The sequence below is a fragment of the Mammaliicoccus sp. F-M27 genome, from assembly GCF_022387115.1.
Lineage (GTDB): Bacteria > Bacillota > Bacilli > Staphylococcales > Staphylococcaceae > Mammaliicoccus > Mammaliicoccus vitulinus.
The window spans coordinates 34,926-51,203 of sequence record NZ_JAJNIE010000013.1 but is presented as its reverse complement, the minus strand read 5'-3'; the positions used below and the strand labels follow the sequence as shown (position 1 = coordinate 51,203).

The window sequence follows — 16,278 nt, the reverse complement described above, 5'->3', positions numbered from 1 at the left end:
TATGAAATTTTAATTATCTTTATGTAATTAAAAAAACCAAACGAACCGAATCGTTTGGTTTTTAATTTAGTTATATCATGACATATAGCCTTGTAAATATTTTAAGTTGTCTTTGTTTAACTTGTAGAAGTATATCGGTCGGCCAATACCATATGTTAAAGACTCTTCCAGCACTTCAATATCTGTTAGGAATTTCAAATACTTTCTTACAGATACTCTTGAAATATTAACTGCTTTAGAAATATCATCTGTTGAAAATGCATGATCTTCAAAGTCATTCATCTTCTCAATGATGCTTTGTAATGTTTCTTTTGTAACGCCTTTTGGCAATTTCAGTTCTGAATCATCTGTAACAACTTGTTTATTCAAGAACTCTGCATCAATATCTGCTTGTTTAATTTGCTGATTGCCTTTAAAGAAAGTCTGTCCTTGTTTGTATTTAAGTAATGACTGCTTAAATCTTTCAAATTCAAATGGTTTAATTAAATAATCTACCGCACCATATCTGAACGCCGTCTGAATATCTTCAGCATCTGTAGCAGCTGTTATCAATATCGCATCTACTTGATAACCTTGCTCTCTTACATATTTCAAAAAAGTTAATCCATTTTCTTCTGGCATGTATATATCTAACAATAATAAATCGATTGTCTTTGACTGAATGACTTCCATTGCTTCTGTTACATTCTGTGCAAAATTAACTAACGCTTCAGGATCTACTTTTTCTATAAATTGACTATTGATTTGCGCAACCATTGGATCATCTTCAACTATAAGTATATTTAACATTTATCTTCGTCCTTTTTCGGATAGTTTATAACAACTGAGAACTGTACATTTCCTGCTTCATGCGCATTGATTGATATTTGACCATCAAGCTTTTCAACACTTTGTTGAACGAGGTGTAGACCATACCCTCTATTCTCGCCTTTAGAAGAAAAGCCTTTTTCAAATATATGTTCATCTAGTTCATGATTTAGCCCTACGCCTGAATCTATCACATCTATCATTAATTGACCCTGTTTATAGTTCAAATGTACGTCAATTGTTTTCTTTTTAAGTGATGATGATACTAATGAGTCTATACTATTATCAATTAAATTACCGATAATTGTAATCACTTCATGCGTAATATGTGAATCTTTCGGTTCTGGTATCGTAGCATGATTCACAATTGAAAGCTTGATTTGTTGTTCGCGCGCCAAACTAAGTTTACCAATTAAGAAACCAGCTAGTGCAGCATCTTTAACTTTCGATGTGATATCTCCACTTTCTTGACTACCAAGTTCAACAATTTCACGTATGTACTGTTTTAAATCATCGTAATGTTCCATTTGCAACATACCAGAAATCACATGCAATCTATTACTAAATTCATGCGACTGGGCTCTTAACGTATCTGCATACGTCCGAACACCTACCAACTGCTCTGATAATTTATGTACTTCTGTCTTATCCCTGAACGTTGATATCGCACCTACTATGTCATTATTCACAATTAATGGTACTCTATTCACCAATATCTTCACGCCATTAATATCTTGCTCTTTATCAAGTTCAGGCTTTCCAAGTTCAACAATTTTAGGCAATTGCGTCGAAGCCATATAATCATTAATTGGCATACCTATAGGATCACCTTTAAGACCTGCTTTCTTAAAAATGTCCATTGCAGACTTATTAACCAGATTAATTTTACCTTCTTTATCAACTGCCACAATCCCTTCATGAACAGACTGTAACATCGTATTACGTTCACCTAGAATTTTCGCGATGTGAGAAGGTTCAAGTCCTAACAAAATACGCTTAATATAAATCGATAATAAATACGCACCAATTGCACCTACAATTAAACCAATCACAGATCCAATAATAATTTTCTTATTACCATCTGCCAAAGCCTCGTATACCGTCTGCATAGGCACACCAACCGATACCGCACCAACTTGTTTGCCATCAGCATATATAGGCGTAAAAGCACGCATCGTTAAACCAAGCGTACCTTTCGCAATAGAAGAACTAGACTTACCATGTAAGACCTCTCCTTCATCGCCACCTTTAAAATGCTTACCAATCAACTTCTCATTCGGGTGAGACTTTCTAATGCCATTCATATCCATGACAACAATAAAACTCACGTCCGTTGTTTTTTGAATCTTAGACGTATAATCTTGGATTTTATGATCATCACTATCCTCAGCCAAAGACTTCTGCACAACCTCAGAACCCGCAATCGCCTTACCAATAACCTCCGCCTTCTCCTTTGTCGTACTATGAATCGTATCCTTAATCGTATTACTGATCAATAAACACGTAATTAATAAAGAAAATAACACCACAATACAAACCACAATAATCACAAGCGTACTCAACTTTAATCTTTGCTTCTTCAAAACATAACCGCCTTTAGTAAACATTACAAATGTCATTAATTATTAAGAATATATCATATTCTTAGTTTTCATATAATAAATCATAGGAAATTATCTAAAGTTGAATTTTTATGGATCGTAATTTTACATTTTATTAACCTTGAGAACAATTTTTGATAAAATATAGACAAATATCATAATTTTTGGAGGTAATATTTTGAAAAAACAAATCGAAGTTGTCGGTGCAATTATCTTTAATGATGATAAGGTACTTTGTGCACAAAGAAATGAAAATATGAGTTTACCTCTTATGTGGGAATTCCCTGGCGGTAAAATAGAAAAAGGTGAATCTGAAATAGAAGCTTTAAAACGTGAGATCAGTGAAGAAATGTTATGTGATCTTGAAGTTGGTGATAAAGTTACTTCTACTTCTTATGAATATGACTTTGGAATCGTTAACCTTCATACATATAAATGCAAATTGAAAGAAAAAATGCCTACACTTACTGAACATAAAAGTATTCAATGGCTTGATGTTAAAGATCTTGAAACTTTAGAATGGGCACCAGCTGATATACCTGCAGTCAAAATCATTGTAGATGAGGTATAAATATGAACAATTTATTAGAAGACTTTAATCAGTCGCTACACAAAGGGTTTATAGATCGTACAATTTCACATAAAGGTAATTTCATGCCTAAATTATTGGTCAATAATAATGAAGAAAATGTACTTTCAACTATTATTAATGAACTACATAAATGTAAGACATTCACGATTTCAGTCGCTTTTATCACAGAAGGTGGATTAGCAAGTTTAAAATCGCATCTATATGATTTAGACAAAAAAGGTGTTCGAGGTAAAATTATTACTTCGAATTATTTAGGGTTCAACACGCCTAAAATGTATAAAGAACTATTAAAGCTTAAAAATGTAGATGTAAAATTAACTGGTGTTAGTGGATTTCACGCAAAAGGATATGTATTTGACCATGAACATTATTCTTCCATGATTGTCGGAAGCTCTAATTTAACTTCTAACGCTTTAAAAGTTAACTACGAACATAATATCTTACTTTCTACACAAAAGAATGGCGATCTCGTTTATAATGTTAAAGCTCAATTTGACGAACTATGGCATAATAGTACGCCTCTTTCTGATGAATGGATTCAAGATTATGAGAAGACATACGATGCGCGTAATTTAAAAGAAGCCTATCGTATTACCGAGCAACAAAATGAAATCCAAAAAAATATTGATGAAGCAGTTAGAATCGAACCTAACATTATGCAAAAAGAAGCTTTACACTCATTAGCTGAACTCAGAAAAGAGCATAAAGATAAAGCACTGATTATTTCAGCTACTGGTACAGGGAAAACAATTCTCTCTGCATTAGATGTGAGAAGTTACAATCCTAATCAATTTCTATTTATCGTTCATAATGAAGGCATTTTAAAAAGAGCCATTCAAGAATTTAAAAAAGTACTGCCATTCGCACAAGATGAGGACTTTGGATTATTAACAGGGAAACAAAGGAATACTAATGCTAAATATTTATTTGCAACGATTCAAACATTATCTAAAGAAGATGTTTTTATGCAGTTTGATGAAAAGTACTTTGATTATATCGTTTACGATGAAGCGCATCGCTCTGCTGCCTCATCATATCAAAAAGTATTCAATTACTTTACACCTGATTTTGTGCTTGGTATGACCGCAACACCTGAAAGAACCGATAATTTAAATATATTTGAAATGTTCGATTACAACATTGCTTATGAAATTAGATTACAAAAAGCGCTGGAAAGTGAAATACTATGCCCGTTCCATTATTTCGGTGTCACAGACTATGTGCTTAATGGTCAATCTACAGATGACTTCAGTAGTTTAACAGATTTAACTTCTGATGAAAGAGTTAAACATATTCTAGAAAAGACTCAATACTATGGCTATTCTGGTGATACGCTTAAAGGACTTATTTTCGTAAGTAGAAAAGACGAAGCATGGGAACTCGCTAAAAAATTAACAGCTCTTAACGTACCTTCGCTTGCATTAACTGGTGAAGATAATATGGATAAACGACAAGAAGCAATCGAACAACTAAAATCAGGAGAAATCAATTACATTATTACCGTTAACTTATTTAACGAAGGTATTGATATCGCACCTGTAAATCAGATTGTCATGTTAAGGGAGACAGAATCAAGTATTATCTTTATTCAGCAGCTTGGTAGAGGTTTAAGAAAAGCGGAAAACAAAGAATATTTAACGGTTATTGATTTCATAGGTAACTATAAGAAAAACTACCTCATTCCAGTCGCATTATCGGGTGATCAATCACAAAATAAAGATAATTACAGAAGATTTATAGCAGATAATACTGCATTAACAGGTGTTTCTACTATCAACTTTGAAGAAGTAGCTAAGAAACAAATATATGATTCACTGAAACAAGTCAACTTGAGTTCAGCAGCTCACATTAAACAGGCTTTTAATGAAGTTGAACAACGAATTGGTCGAACGCCATTATTAATGGATTTCATTAGACAGAACTCTATAGATCCTAGCGTGATATATTCTAGTGACAGTACTTATAATAACTATCATGAATTTTTGGTCAGATTCAAGAAAATTGAAGACACATTAACTAAAAATGAAAGTCTCAACTTAACATTCTTGTCTCGAGAAATCGCTCCAGGCTTAAAAAACGTTGATTATACAATTTTAGAAGCTATTATGAGTAGACCTCATAAAATACATGAGCTACTACCAATCGCACAACAAATTGATTCAAACGTTACTAAAGATGACATTCAAACAACCTTGAAAATTTTAGACCATCGTTTCTTTAGCGTTACAATAAACAAAACGTATGGTAACCCTATTATCAACATAATCGATGATGAAGTTAGACTGACCGATACATTTTCAGCAGCACTAGAAAAAACAGAGTTCAAAACATACGTTGATGACATTATCGAATTAGCTAAATACAATAATATGGTTCATCACGGTAGCCAAAACGGCCTACTACTGTATAACAAATATACAAGAAAAGACTTCGTTAAATTACTAAACTGGAAATCTGATGAGTCCGGGACAATTAACAGCTATAAATTCGGAAATAATACTTTACCAATTTTCATTACATATCATAAACAAGATGATATCAGTGATAATACAAAGTACGAAGATGAATTTCTAAGTCCCGACGAACTCAAATGGTTTACAAGAAGTAATCGTACATTAGAATCAAAAGAAGTCCAAAAAATCATAGCACATCAAGAAAATAATGTAGATATGTATATCTTTGTAAAGAAAGAAGACGTGGCAGACGGGAAAGAATTTTATTACCTGGGAAAAGCCCACTACATTAAAGATTCAGCAGAACAAACAATCATGCCAAACGCTAAACAACAAAATATCGTCACAATGACATTATCTATGGAATCACCTGTAAAAGACGAAATATATAGATATATCATAGAGGCGTAGTAAGACCCCCAACTATTGTTGGGGGTCTCAGAGTGTCGACAAAGTCTTAGACTTTGCCGGCATTTTTTTATGCGCATGCTTTCCGCGGGCATGTTCTCAGCCTGTAGTCTTCGAATCATGCTGTTCCCGCAGGAGTCAGCGCTAAAAAAATACCAAATATTAACAAACTATTTTATAATATAGATGAAATTTTATTTAGGAGTTGATTCTATGTTAAATAAAGCTGAAGATAAACGTGACCAATATGAAATGATTTCTGTTTCAGAATTGGTCCCTAAAGATCATTTGTTGAGAAAAGTAGATAAGGTATTAGATTTAAACTTCGTTTATGAACTTGTTGAAGATAAATACTGTTTAGATAACGGACGTCCTTCTATTGATCCAGTTATCTTAGTTAAGATTTTACTTATTCAAAGACTATTTGGCATAAAATCAATGAGACAAACTATTAAAGAAATTGAGACTAACGTAGCTTACCGTTGGTATTTAGGGTTTAGCTTTCTTGATAAAGTCCCTCATTATGGTACATTCAGTAAAAATTATACAAGACGGTTCCATGATACTGACTCGTTTGAACAAATATTCGAAAGAATATTACAAATTGCGATTAAGAATAATTTAATTGATCACTCAACGTTATTCATTGATTCAACACATATAAAAGCTAATGCGAACAAAAATAAATATATTAACCGAGTTGTTAAAAAAGATACATTACACTTCCAAGAAGAACTTAATAATGAAATTAATCAACAGAGGTTAGCACAAGGAAAAAAGCCCATAAAAAATAAGAAAAAGGAGGAATATAAAAATAAGAAAGTCAGTACTACTGACCAAGAAGCTGGCTACTATGTTAAAGGTGAAAGAGAGAAACAATTTGCGTATAGCTTACATAGTTGTGTAGATAAAAATGGTTTTATAATTGATCAACATGTTACACCTGGAAATGTTCACGATAGTACACAGTTGAAACCTATGGTTGAAAGATTAGAAGCAAAAAATATGTTGCCAATCACATTAGCAGTAGATTCTGGATACAAAACGCCATTCAATGCGCATTATTTACTTGAGAAATCGATTGTACCTGCAATGCCATGTACAAGACCAAAAGGAAAGCCAGGCATATTTAAATCCAAAGAGTTTATTTATGATGAATATTACGATAGTTACATATGTCCAAATGATGAATTACTTACTTTTAAGAGAACTATGCCGACAGGGCATAGATTATACAAATCTGATCCTACTATATGTAAAACATGTCCACTATTAAATGAATGTACAGAAAACAGAAACTATACTAGAGAAATTCGAAGACATGTTTGGCAAGACGATTTAGATATAATCGAAGATTTACGATTTGTAGATACTATTAAAAAAGCATATAAACTAAGAAGCCAAACAGTAGAAAGACGATTTGGTGATGCAAAAGAACAGCATGGTATGAGATGGACTAGATATAGAGGAATTAAAAAAGTTTCCATGGACACCACGCTTATTTGTGCTGCCATGAATCTTAAAAAGTTGGCAATGTGGCTCGTAAAAGAGCCACAAATAGCCTAGATTAAACGTAGTTTAATCATGATTTTAGTAGAAAATATTAATCCATATAAAAAAACAAACTGAACTTATAAATTTAAGTTCAGTTTGTCCACAGTCTGAGTAGAATTCCCCATAAGGGATTCTACTTTTTGCTGCTTTTTATCTCATTTATTAATTCATCTATCTTGGAATCGTTCAAAAAGTTACTAATAGGTACAATACGCGTGTTAGGATGAACCTTTTTTGTTCTATCAAGTAAATCTTGGTGTACAACTATTATATTTGTATCTTGGGGTACATCTTCAATTCTATAATGTTTTACAAATATATCATTAACATTTTCCTTTTGCAGTTTCCTTCTAAATGTAGTTGCTCCCATTGCACTGCTTCCCATCCCAGCATCACATGCAAAAGCAATTTTATCATAAGTATTATTCAAATTAATATTTTCATTACTAATATCTTTTTTGCCTTCTTGTTTCATAGATTTTGATTTCTCTATATTTTCTTCAAATGAAAAGTCATCCATATCTTTTTTATCGTATTTTAGAATAATTGCTGTAAAAATAAATGTGACAATAGTGGCAACTAATACACCTGCAATTACCCCTAAATAATTACCTTTAGGTGTTAATATTAAATATGAAATAATTGATCCTGGACTAGGTCCAGCAACTAATCCCACATTGAATAATTTAAATGTAATAATACCAGACATACTACCCAATATCATCGGTATTAGTGTTAGTGGTTTCATTAATACATATGGGAAGTACAACTCATGTATACCACCAATAAAATGTATTACAGCTGCACCAGGAGCGGTACGTTTTGCTACTTTTTGACCAAATACTGAATACGCAAGTAACAAACCTAATCCAGCTCCAGGGTTAGAAGCTACCATGAAATATATAGATTTCCCGTTTTCTAAGGTGTTCTGTAATCCTAATGGATAATATACGCCTTGATCTATAACATTATTTAAGAATAAAATTTTAGCTGGTTCATTAATAATAGCTACTAATGGTAACATTCCAGCATTAACTATAAATTCTATTGAATTTGTAATTAATCCATTTAATAACTCAATGACTGGTCCAATGAATAGAAACGATAAAATCATTAGTAAAAAACCTATAATACCAATTGAAAAATTATTAACTACCATTTCAAATCCTGCTGGTATTTTATTTTCTAAATATTTATCTGTTTTCTTCATTATAAGACCACCAATTGGTCCAACTATCATTGCTCCTAGAAACATCGGAATATCGGTACCAATTATAAGTCCCATTGTCCCAATTGCTCCTAAAACCCCTCCACGATGTCCACCAATCATCTTACCACCAGTAAATGCCAATAATAGAGGTAATAAATAAGTTATAGAAGGTTCAACTAACATTGCTAGATTTTTGTTAGGAAACCATCCCTTTGGTATAAACAAAGCAGTAACTAATCCCCAAGCTATAAATGCACCTATATTAGGTAACACCATATTAGTCAAAAATCCACCAAACATTTGGACACGAGCTCTTAAAGATAATGATTTTTTCTCACTATTCATGATTATCTCCCCACATCTTCAAATATTTTTTCTTTATTATATTTAATGCTTTCATAGATATTCGTGATATCCTTTGCTAGCAGATCATCTAATTTCGAAATTTGCTTAACCGTATTTTCTATCCCGTTTCTACTTATCGACTCTTGAATGGATTGTGACTCTACATCATCTTTGGAGTCATATAAATATGCAGATGCTATGATTTTTTTGCCGATACTATTATCTAAATTCATATTGTTTAACTTTTTAACTGGTGCAACTAATCGATCATCAGATTGTAATTTTCTAATTGGATCCCTTCCAACTCTATTTACACTGTCTGATATGCCATTTTGAGTATGTCTCTTGACAGTTTCTTTAATATACAGTTGTAACTCTTCTTCATCCATTTTATATTTAGTTATAAAATAGTTTTTATTTTCAGATAAGTAATTAATGACTAATTCATAAATTCTTTTATCTTTAGCTGCTTCTTGTATTGTAGGATAATCAAATAAGTGTCCAATATATGCAAAGGCTGCATGTTCAGCATTTACAAGGAATAATTTCCTTTCTATAAAGGGTTCTAAATTATCTACAAGGCGAACATTGTCAGAAAAGAATTTCTCAGCTTGAAACAATTCTTTTCTATTAATAACCCACTCATAATAAGGTTCAACTGAGGCAATTATTTCTCCTTCTCTTTCAATAGATAAACATTGTCTATCTATTGTGGAATTAGCAAAGTAGGCTATTTCTTGAATCTTATTAATCTCATTCTTTGTTGAGATTTTAATTATTTCGTTTTTTAATCGATCAGTAGCATTTATAACATTTTCATTAGCTATAATATTAATAGTTTTTTTAGACTTTTCTCTAATCAATAATCCTTCTTTTATAGTATGTGCTATCTTACTTAAATTATTTGCACCAACAGATGTTGTAATAATATCAGCTTTTTCTATCAATTCTTTAACTTTTTCTGGTTCATTAATACTATTTATCGCAGTAACTTCTGTAATATCAATGTAACTTCCAACATTGTTAAATAACTCTATTTTATAACTATTATTTTTATTAATATCTTCTATTACGCGATTATTTGTATCAATAAAACAAATTTTATAATCATTGCTATTTAGTATATTTCCAATCAAACCTCTTCCTATATTGCCCGCTCCAAAATGAACTGCTAACATTTTATCACCTACTCTAGGTTGGCATGATATTGCCAAAGATTTTTTATATCTATATTTTTATCTGATATGATTAATAGCGCTATTATATCTCCTAATATTAATAAAGATTGCTCAAATAAACTTGTCATTGGCTGAACAGACTCTATTTCATCATCTAAATTTAATTTAGTACGTACCGGTATTCTTATAAATACATCCGTAAACTCTTTCATTGAACTTGTTGGATTTGAACCAAAATGTACAACTCGTGCTCCATATTTTTTGGCTTTTTCAGCTATTATTAATGGAAAGGCACTTTGTCCACTGCCAGATCCAACAATCAACAAATCTTTTTCTGTAATTGCCGGTTCAGTTATTTCTCCTACAATTACAGTATCAATACCAATATGTGCTAACCTTTTTGCAATTGCTTTTAAAGATAGAAGAACACGACCTACACCAACAAAAAATACTTTTCGTGCAGAATTTATTTCCTGAATTACCTGTCCAACTTCTTCATAATTTACAACTGTCAATGTTTTATTTATTTCATTGACAATATCATTTTTAGCTTCAATATAATCCATAATAATCCCCCTCATTAAATATTCGGTAATAAACCCAAAATAGTATTTTTATTTTCACTTAATGTATGACCTTTTAAAAATAAACTTGTACTACCTAACACCAAATTATCTGCTCCAGATGAAACCAAATTATATATTGTTTCCATTGAGACTCTTCCATCTACTTGTATGCTGACATCTAAATCACGTTCATCAATCATATTTTTTAAATCAGAAACTTTTCTGTTCGCATATGTTACTTGCTTTTCATTTTTGTTTGTAGCAAATCCCGGATTAATCAACATTAAACAAACCATATCAATTTGATCAATTACATATTCAAGAGATGATAAAGGAGTAGAAGGATTAAGTGCTACACCCACTTTAGAACCAGATTCTTTAATAAGTTTTATATATCTATCAATATGTTTTGAGGATTCTAGATGAAATGTAATACTTTCTGCACCAATATTAATAATTTCATTAATAAAAAATTCATTATTATCTGACATGATGTGTACATCGAAATTTAAATTCGTCTTTTTTCTTAAAGCTTTTATAGTGTCTAGGCCTAGTGGCATACTAGGACTAAACGATCCATCAATTACATCTATGTGTAGATTATTTAATCCATTTTGCTCAATTTCATTAATTGATTTTTCTAAATTAATTAAATCTCCACACATAATTGAAGGTGACAATATAATATCTTTCATTGAAAACCACTCCTTTTTTTAATATTGTAAGCGCTTGTAACAAACAAGTCAACACAAACATGCATAAATCGTCATTTATCAATCTTGTTTATGCATGTTTGTAATTTGACGATAAGAAATTTTTATGTAAAATTAAAATATAAAAGGGGGCTTTAATATGCTTAAAGAGGAACGTCAACAAAAAATTCTTGATAAACTAAACATTGAACAAAAAGTACTAGCGAGTGATTTAAGTCAAGAATTTAAAGTTTCTGAGGATACAATAAGAAGAGATTTAAAAGAATTAGCTGAACAAAAACTAATTAAACGTGTCCATAAAGGCGCCTTAAAAATAGGACCTCCAGTCACAGATTTCTTTAATAGACAATCTGTTTCCGAGAAATCCAAAAATGAAATCGCAATAAAAGCTCTGCCTTTTCTAAAGGAAAATGCTTGTATCCTTATCGATGGTAGTACTACTAACTTAGAATTAGTTAAACAAATACCATCTGATTTTAAATGTACAATTATCACGAATAGTCCTCCAATAGCAATTTCTCTTGCTCATCACCCAAATGTTAATGTAATAAATTTAGGAGGTACTTTCTATAAACAGTCAATGATCAATGTTGGTATTGAAACTTATAAAAGTTTACAAAAATTGCATGTAGATTTATATATTATGGGGATTTATAATATCGATGTAGAACATGGTACAAGTGTTCCTACAATTCAAGAAGCTGAAATAAAACAAGCAATGTCTGAGGTAGCAACCGAAGTATTAGCAATGGTAACACAAGACAAAATAGGTACTATAAGTAATCATATTGCAACTAAAACAGATGATATTTCATATTTAGTTTCAACAAAATTTTCAGATGCTACTAAGACTGCTTTTGAACAAAAGAATATTGTATTAGTTGATTAGAATTTATTTTCAACTTTAATATTAAAGAGCAATACAACTTATATAATTAAGTTAGTATTGCTCTTTTCCTAATATATATTGATATCTAACTAAATGGCCAAACTAATGGAATGAGTACTAAACATATAATCAATTGAATGATTAAAAAAGGTAGTCCACATTTTACATAATCCATAAATTTATAATTTCCTGGGATATAAATCATCGTATTTGGTGGTGTTCCTATTGGTGTCGCATATGCTGCTGATGCACCTACTGCTACTGTCATAAGTACAGCTTTTGGATCGATGCCCATATTATTCGATATGACGAGTGCTATAGGCGCCATCAAGGCTGCTGCAGCGGTATTAGACATTACTGAAGTTAAGATTGTGGTAATACTGAAAATGATACCTACTAAAATATATGGACCACTATTAGTACTTACAAAACCTACAACATAATCAGCTATCATTTTTGCTGCTCCTGTTGTCTCTAAAGCTGTAGCCATTGGCATCATTGAAGCTACAAGAATAATAGTAGATAAATCTAGAGATTTGTATGCTTGTTTTTCTGTTAAAGTTCTTGTTACGACAAGTATCAATGCTCCAATTATCGATACTATATGTAATGGAACACCAATTTGTTCTTCAAAGACCATGAATATAATGGCACCTAACAATACTAATACAGCTATAATCTGCTTGATAGAAGTTTGATTATCTTTATTTTCTTCATTATCTGTATATTCATCGTCACCTACTACTAAACCTCTATCTGGAATGAGTTTGTATCCTATTGTTAACATATATAAAATACCTACGATTGTTAAAGGTATACCAATCCAAGCAAATTCAAAAAAGCCAAACTCTTTAACACCCGCATTGTTCATAACACTTTGCACCGCTAAATTCCCATTAGTTCCAACCAGTGTGATCATGCCACCTAGTGATGTTGCATATGCTAGTGGCATAAGCAACTTAGATCTTGAAAAGTTTCCTTTATCCGCTAGCATTATAACAACTGGTAATAAGACTGCTGTCGTACTAGTATTTGATAAAAATGCTGATAGTCCCGCAGCTATAAGCATGACGACTAATAACAATTGACGCTCAGTTTTTGCATATTTAGAAATATAGTTACCCACCTTCTTAGCAACACCTGTTTCAAACAAAGCGCCACCAATAACAAACATACCTGTGATTAAGATAACGACTTCATTTGTATAGCCTGAGAATAGCGTCTTACTATCGATAATCCCGGTTACAAAAAGCAATATAGATGTTAAAAGTGCTGTAATAGCTATTGGTAATTTTTCAGTTATAAATAATACTATTGCTACTACTAATATAATAATTGTCAAAACTGCAGATGACATATTTGACACCTCTCATTTTTAGAATGTAATATCAGTCCATCTTTCTTGTACTTTTTTAATAAATGGTTCACTTAAACCAATATATGAATATGGTTCTAAATGTTTCGTAACTTCTTCTTCTGACATATGTTGTGTAATTGTATTATTTTTCAAAGCAATATTTAATAACTTTTCATCTTTTTCAAAAGCTTCCATCGAGATATCATAAATGACATCATGTGCTTTTTGTCTACCTATATATTTACCGAGCTCTAACATTAAGTTTTCAGATACGATGAGTCCTTTTAATAAATATAGATTTCGTTCCATTTTATCTTCATGAACAATCATGTTGGAAAGTATTTTATGCATTTTATCAACTTGACTGCTTGTATAAATGCAAATTTGTGGGATATAGCTCCATTCAGTCGTCCAGAATGTCATATCTCTTTCGTGTTCTTGTACCATTGCATCAAGACCTAAAGTTGCATTTCTTTGGACCAATCTTGTAAGACCAACCACATATTCACAAATCATAGGATTACGTTTATGTGGCATTGTACTACTTCCAATTTGACCATCTACATGTCCTTCTTCAATTTCACCAATTTCAGATCTTTGTAAATTAATAATTTCATTCGCAATTTTACCTAAAGTACTAGAAATCATCGCGACAATATTAGAGAATTCAGCAAAGCCGCTTCTTTGTACATGCCATGTTATAAGTGGTTCATATAATCCTAGATTTTCACAATATTTACGACGAACATCAAACCCAATTTCACCTAGTGATGCTAATGTACCAGCAGCGCCACCAAATGAACCTAGTAAATATCGTTTCTTACCTTCATTTAACCTTGTTAGATGTTCACCAATTTCATCAGCCCAAATTGCAATTTTATATCCTAACGTCACGGGTAACGCATGCTGACCATGTGTTCTACCTGGCATTACAACATCTTTATATTTTTCAGCTAAATTTAAAAGTAATCTAAGAAAATCATGTATTTGTTTTTCTAATATGTCTTGGGCACTTTTAATTTGTAGAACTACAGCTGTGTCCATAATATCTTGAGTTGTCGCACCCCAATGAATATATCCACCCGCTTCAGGTGATAACAATTTCTCAAACTCTCTTATTTGAACTATTAAAGGATGTGTTGTATCAATAATGCCATTACTAATTACATCCATATCAAATAATGAATAATCTGCTTTTTCTTTGATTTGTTTAGAAATGCCTTCAGGTATAACTTTTAATGATTCCTCTGCTTCTGCTAATGAAACCCAAGAATCCAACCATTTTTGAAGAAGCGATTCATCAGAAAATACCTCTTTCATTTCATCCGTTGTATATAATTGACCGTATAATTTTGAATCTATAGGATTTGATGCCATAAATTTATCCCCCTTTTAATTAAAACGTTTTTCTTTTATAAAGCTTATATAACTATAATTAATAAGGAAAACGTTTTTCTTAAGTTACATATTATAATTGTAAGCGCTTTTAGTCAAGTAAATTTTAATATCTACAAAAAATCATATATAATATAATTACTAAATAAAGCTAGGTGAAATGATGGCAACTTTAAAGGAAATTTCTCAAATAGTCGGTGTTCACCCGTCCGTTATATCACGGGTGTTAAATGATGATCAGACATTAAAAATTAAAGATTCAACTAGAAAAAAAATATTGCAAACAGTTAAAGAACTCAATTATCAACCTAATAGAATGGCTAGAAATTTAAAAATGAATAAGACAAATATGTTAGGAATCGTTATACCTGACATTGGTAATCCAGTGTATTCAGACATTATTAAAGGTGCTGAATCAGAAGCAAATGCTAATGGGTATAGTTTGTTAATTTATAGTGAGCATAATAAGAAGAAAAATGAATTTTTGAAGTTAATTAAAGATAATCATGTAGATGGACTACTAATAGCATCACATGAACTTGAACACGAGATTATATTAGAACTAGAATCATCAAAAAAACCATTTGTAATCGTTAATGGAAAACACTCTAGTTCCGATAACTATGTTGTATTAGATGATAAAGCAGCTGGAAAATTAGCTACAGAACATCTTATTGAACTTGGGCATAAACATATCACCCATATATCTGGTCCTATATATGCTGATAGTGCAATTCAGCGATTGCAAGGATATCGAGAAGCACTGCATCAAAACAATTATGACTTCAAATCTGCAAATGTAATTGAGAGTCAATATACAATTGATTCAGGTTATGAAGCAATGAAAGAAATCATTAAAAATCATACTTTACCAACAGCAATTTTTGCAGCAAATATACTTATTGCACTTGGTGCTTTAAAGGCAATGAAAGAACATGAAATAAAAGTACCTGACGATATTTCAATAATTGGATTACACGATACTTACTTTACATCAATACTCTCACCAAGCCTAACAACTATCCAAATGCCATTATTTGAATTAGGCGTAAACTCAGTTAAAAGTATTCTCCAAAACATCGAAGATAAACAAGCATCACCAGGTAAAATAATCCATGGCGCTTCATTAATTAAGCGTGAAAGTACAGCAGAATTTAAAATTTAATTATATTAGTAAAGTCATATGATAAATTAACCAAATTATCTCTGC

General features: G+C 31.4%; 13 protein-coding genes. 5 read left to right on the top strand and 8 right to left on the bottom strand.

The annotated features are described in order from the left end of the window. Window positions 1–75: 75 nt before the first annotated feature. A complete protein-coding gene (locus LQ598_RS11575) occupies window positions 76–789 on the bottom strand; it encodes a response regulator (protein WP_239720096.1) in 714 nt (237 codons plus the stop codon). After that, a complete protein-coding gene (dcuS, locus tag LQ598_RS11570; protein ID WP_239720128.1) occupies window positions 783–2,390 on the bottom strand; it encodes a DcuS/MalK family sensor histidine kinase in 1,608 nt (535 codons plus the stop codon). Before dcuS ends, LQ598_RS11575 begins: the two co-directional genes overlap by 7 nt. 196 nt (window positions 2,391–2,586) lie before the next feature. On the opposite strand from dcuS, the gene LQ598_RS11565 reads away from it, so the two are divergent. From LQ598_RS11565 to LQ598_RS11555, 3 genes are all read left to right on the top strand, one after another. Continuing rightward, window positions 2,587–2,979 carry a (deoxy)nucleoside triphosphate pyrophosphohydrolase gene (locus LQ598_RS11565; protein ID WP_025905399.1) on the top strand — a complete coding sequence of 131 codons (393 nt, stop codon included), beginning with the start codon at window positions 2,587–2,589 and terminating at the stop codon, window positions 2,977–2,979. A gap of 2 nt (window positions 2,980–2,981) precedes the next feature. Next, window positions 2,982–5,864: a DEAD/DEAH box helicase gene (locus tag LQ598_RS11560; protein WP_239745538.1), complete on the top strand. Its 2,883-nt coding sequence runs from the start codon at window positions 2,982–2,984 to the stop codon at window positions 5,862–5,864. 210 nt (window positions 5,865–6,074) lie between these two features. Then, window positions 6,075–7,427, top strand: coding sequence for an IS1182 family transposase (locus LQ598_RS11555; protein WP_239720132.1), 1,353 nt, complete (start codon window positions 6,075–6,077; stop codon window positions 7,425–7,427). 121 nt (window positions 7,428–7,548) lie between these two features. On the opposite strand, the gene LQ598_RS11550 is transcribed toward LQ598_RS11555, so the two are convergent. The 4 genes from LQ598_RS11550 to LQ598_RS11535 are packed head-to-tail and all read right to left on the bottom strand — an operon-like array spanning window position 7,549 to window position 11,409. Then, entirely contained in the window at window positions 7,549–8,973 is a 1,425-nt protein-coding gene (locus LQ598_RS11550; RefSeq protein WP_275540382.1) for a PTS mannitol transporter subunit IIBC, read from the bottom strand. Next, the gene (locus LQ598_RS11545) at window positions 8,973–10,184 is read right to left on the bottom strand and encodes a mannitol dehydrogenase family protein (protein WP_239745535.1); all 1,212 of its coding nucleotides are present in this window, start codon (window positions 10,182–10,184) and stop codon (window positions 8,973–8,975) included. The genes LQ598_RS11550 and LQ598_RS11545 overlap by 1 nt, the downstream gene beginning before the upstream one ends. Further along, on the bottom strand, window positions 10,157–10,714 hold the full coding sequence (gene hxlB, locus LQ598_RS11540; protein WP_119651118.1) for a 6-phospho-3-hexuloisomerase: 558 nt from the start codon (window positions 10,712–10,714) through the stop codon (window positions 10,157–10,159). Before hxlB ends, LQ598_RS11545 begins: the two co-directional genes overlap by 28 nt. Before the next feature lie 14 nt (window positions 10,715–10,728). Continuing rightward, window positions 10,729–11,409 (bottom strand): ribulose-phosphate 3-epimerase, encoded by a 681-nt coding sequence (locus LQ598_RS11535; RefSeq protein ID WP_119651117.1) that lies wholly within the window; start codon window positions 11,407–11,409, stop codon window positions 10,729–10,731. Between the two features lie 157 nt (window positions 11,410–11,566). Between LQ598_RS11535 and LQ598_RS11530 the strand changes: the two genes are divergently transcribed. Continuing rightward, on the top strand, window positions 11,567–12,316 hold the full coding sequence (locus tag LQ598_RS11530) for a DeoR/GlpR family DNA-binding transcription regulator (RefSeq protein WP_119651116.1): 750 nt from the start codon (window positions 11,567–11,569) through the stop codon (window positions 12,314–12,316). A gap of 85 nt (window positions 12,317–12,401) precedes the next feature. Here the strand turns inward: LQ598_RS11530 and LQ598_RS11525 are convergent, their stop codons facing one another. Together LQ598_RS11525 and purB are read right to left on the bottom strand one after the other, a co-directional pair. Further along, on the bottom strand, window positions 12,402–13,673 hold the full coding sequence (locus tag LQ598_RS11525) for an SLC13 family permease (protein WP_119651115.1): 1,272 nt from the start codon (window positions 13,671–13,673) through the stop codon (window positions 12,402–12,404). Between the two features lie 18 nt (window positions 13,674–13,691). Continuing rightward, window positions 13,692–15,050, bottom strand: coding sequence for an adenylosuccinate lyase (purB, locus tag LQ598_RS11520; RefSeq protein ID WP_119651114.1), 1,359 nt, complete (start codon window positions 15,048–15,050; stop codon window positions 13,692–13,694). A gap of 181 nt (window positions 15,051–15,231) precedes the next feature. On the opposite strand from purB, the gene LQ598_RS11515 reads away from it, so the two are divergent. After that, the gene (locus LQ598_RS11515) at window positions 15,232–16,233 is read left to right on the top strand and encodes a LacI family DNA-binding transcriptional regulator (protein WP_037590263.1); all 1,002 of its coding nucleotides are present in this window, start codon (window positions 15,232–15,234) and stop codon (window positions 16,231–16,233) included. The last annotated feature ends 45 nt before the right edge of the window (window positions 16,234–16,278 follow it).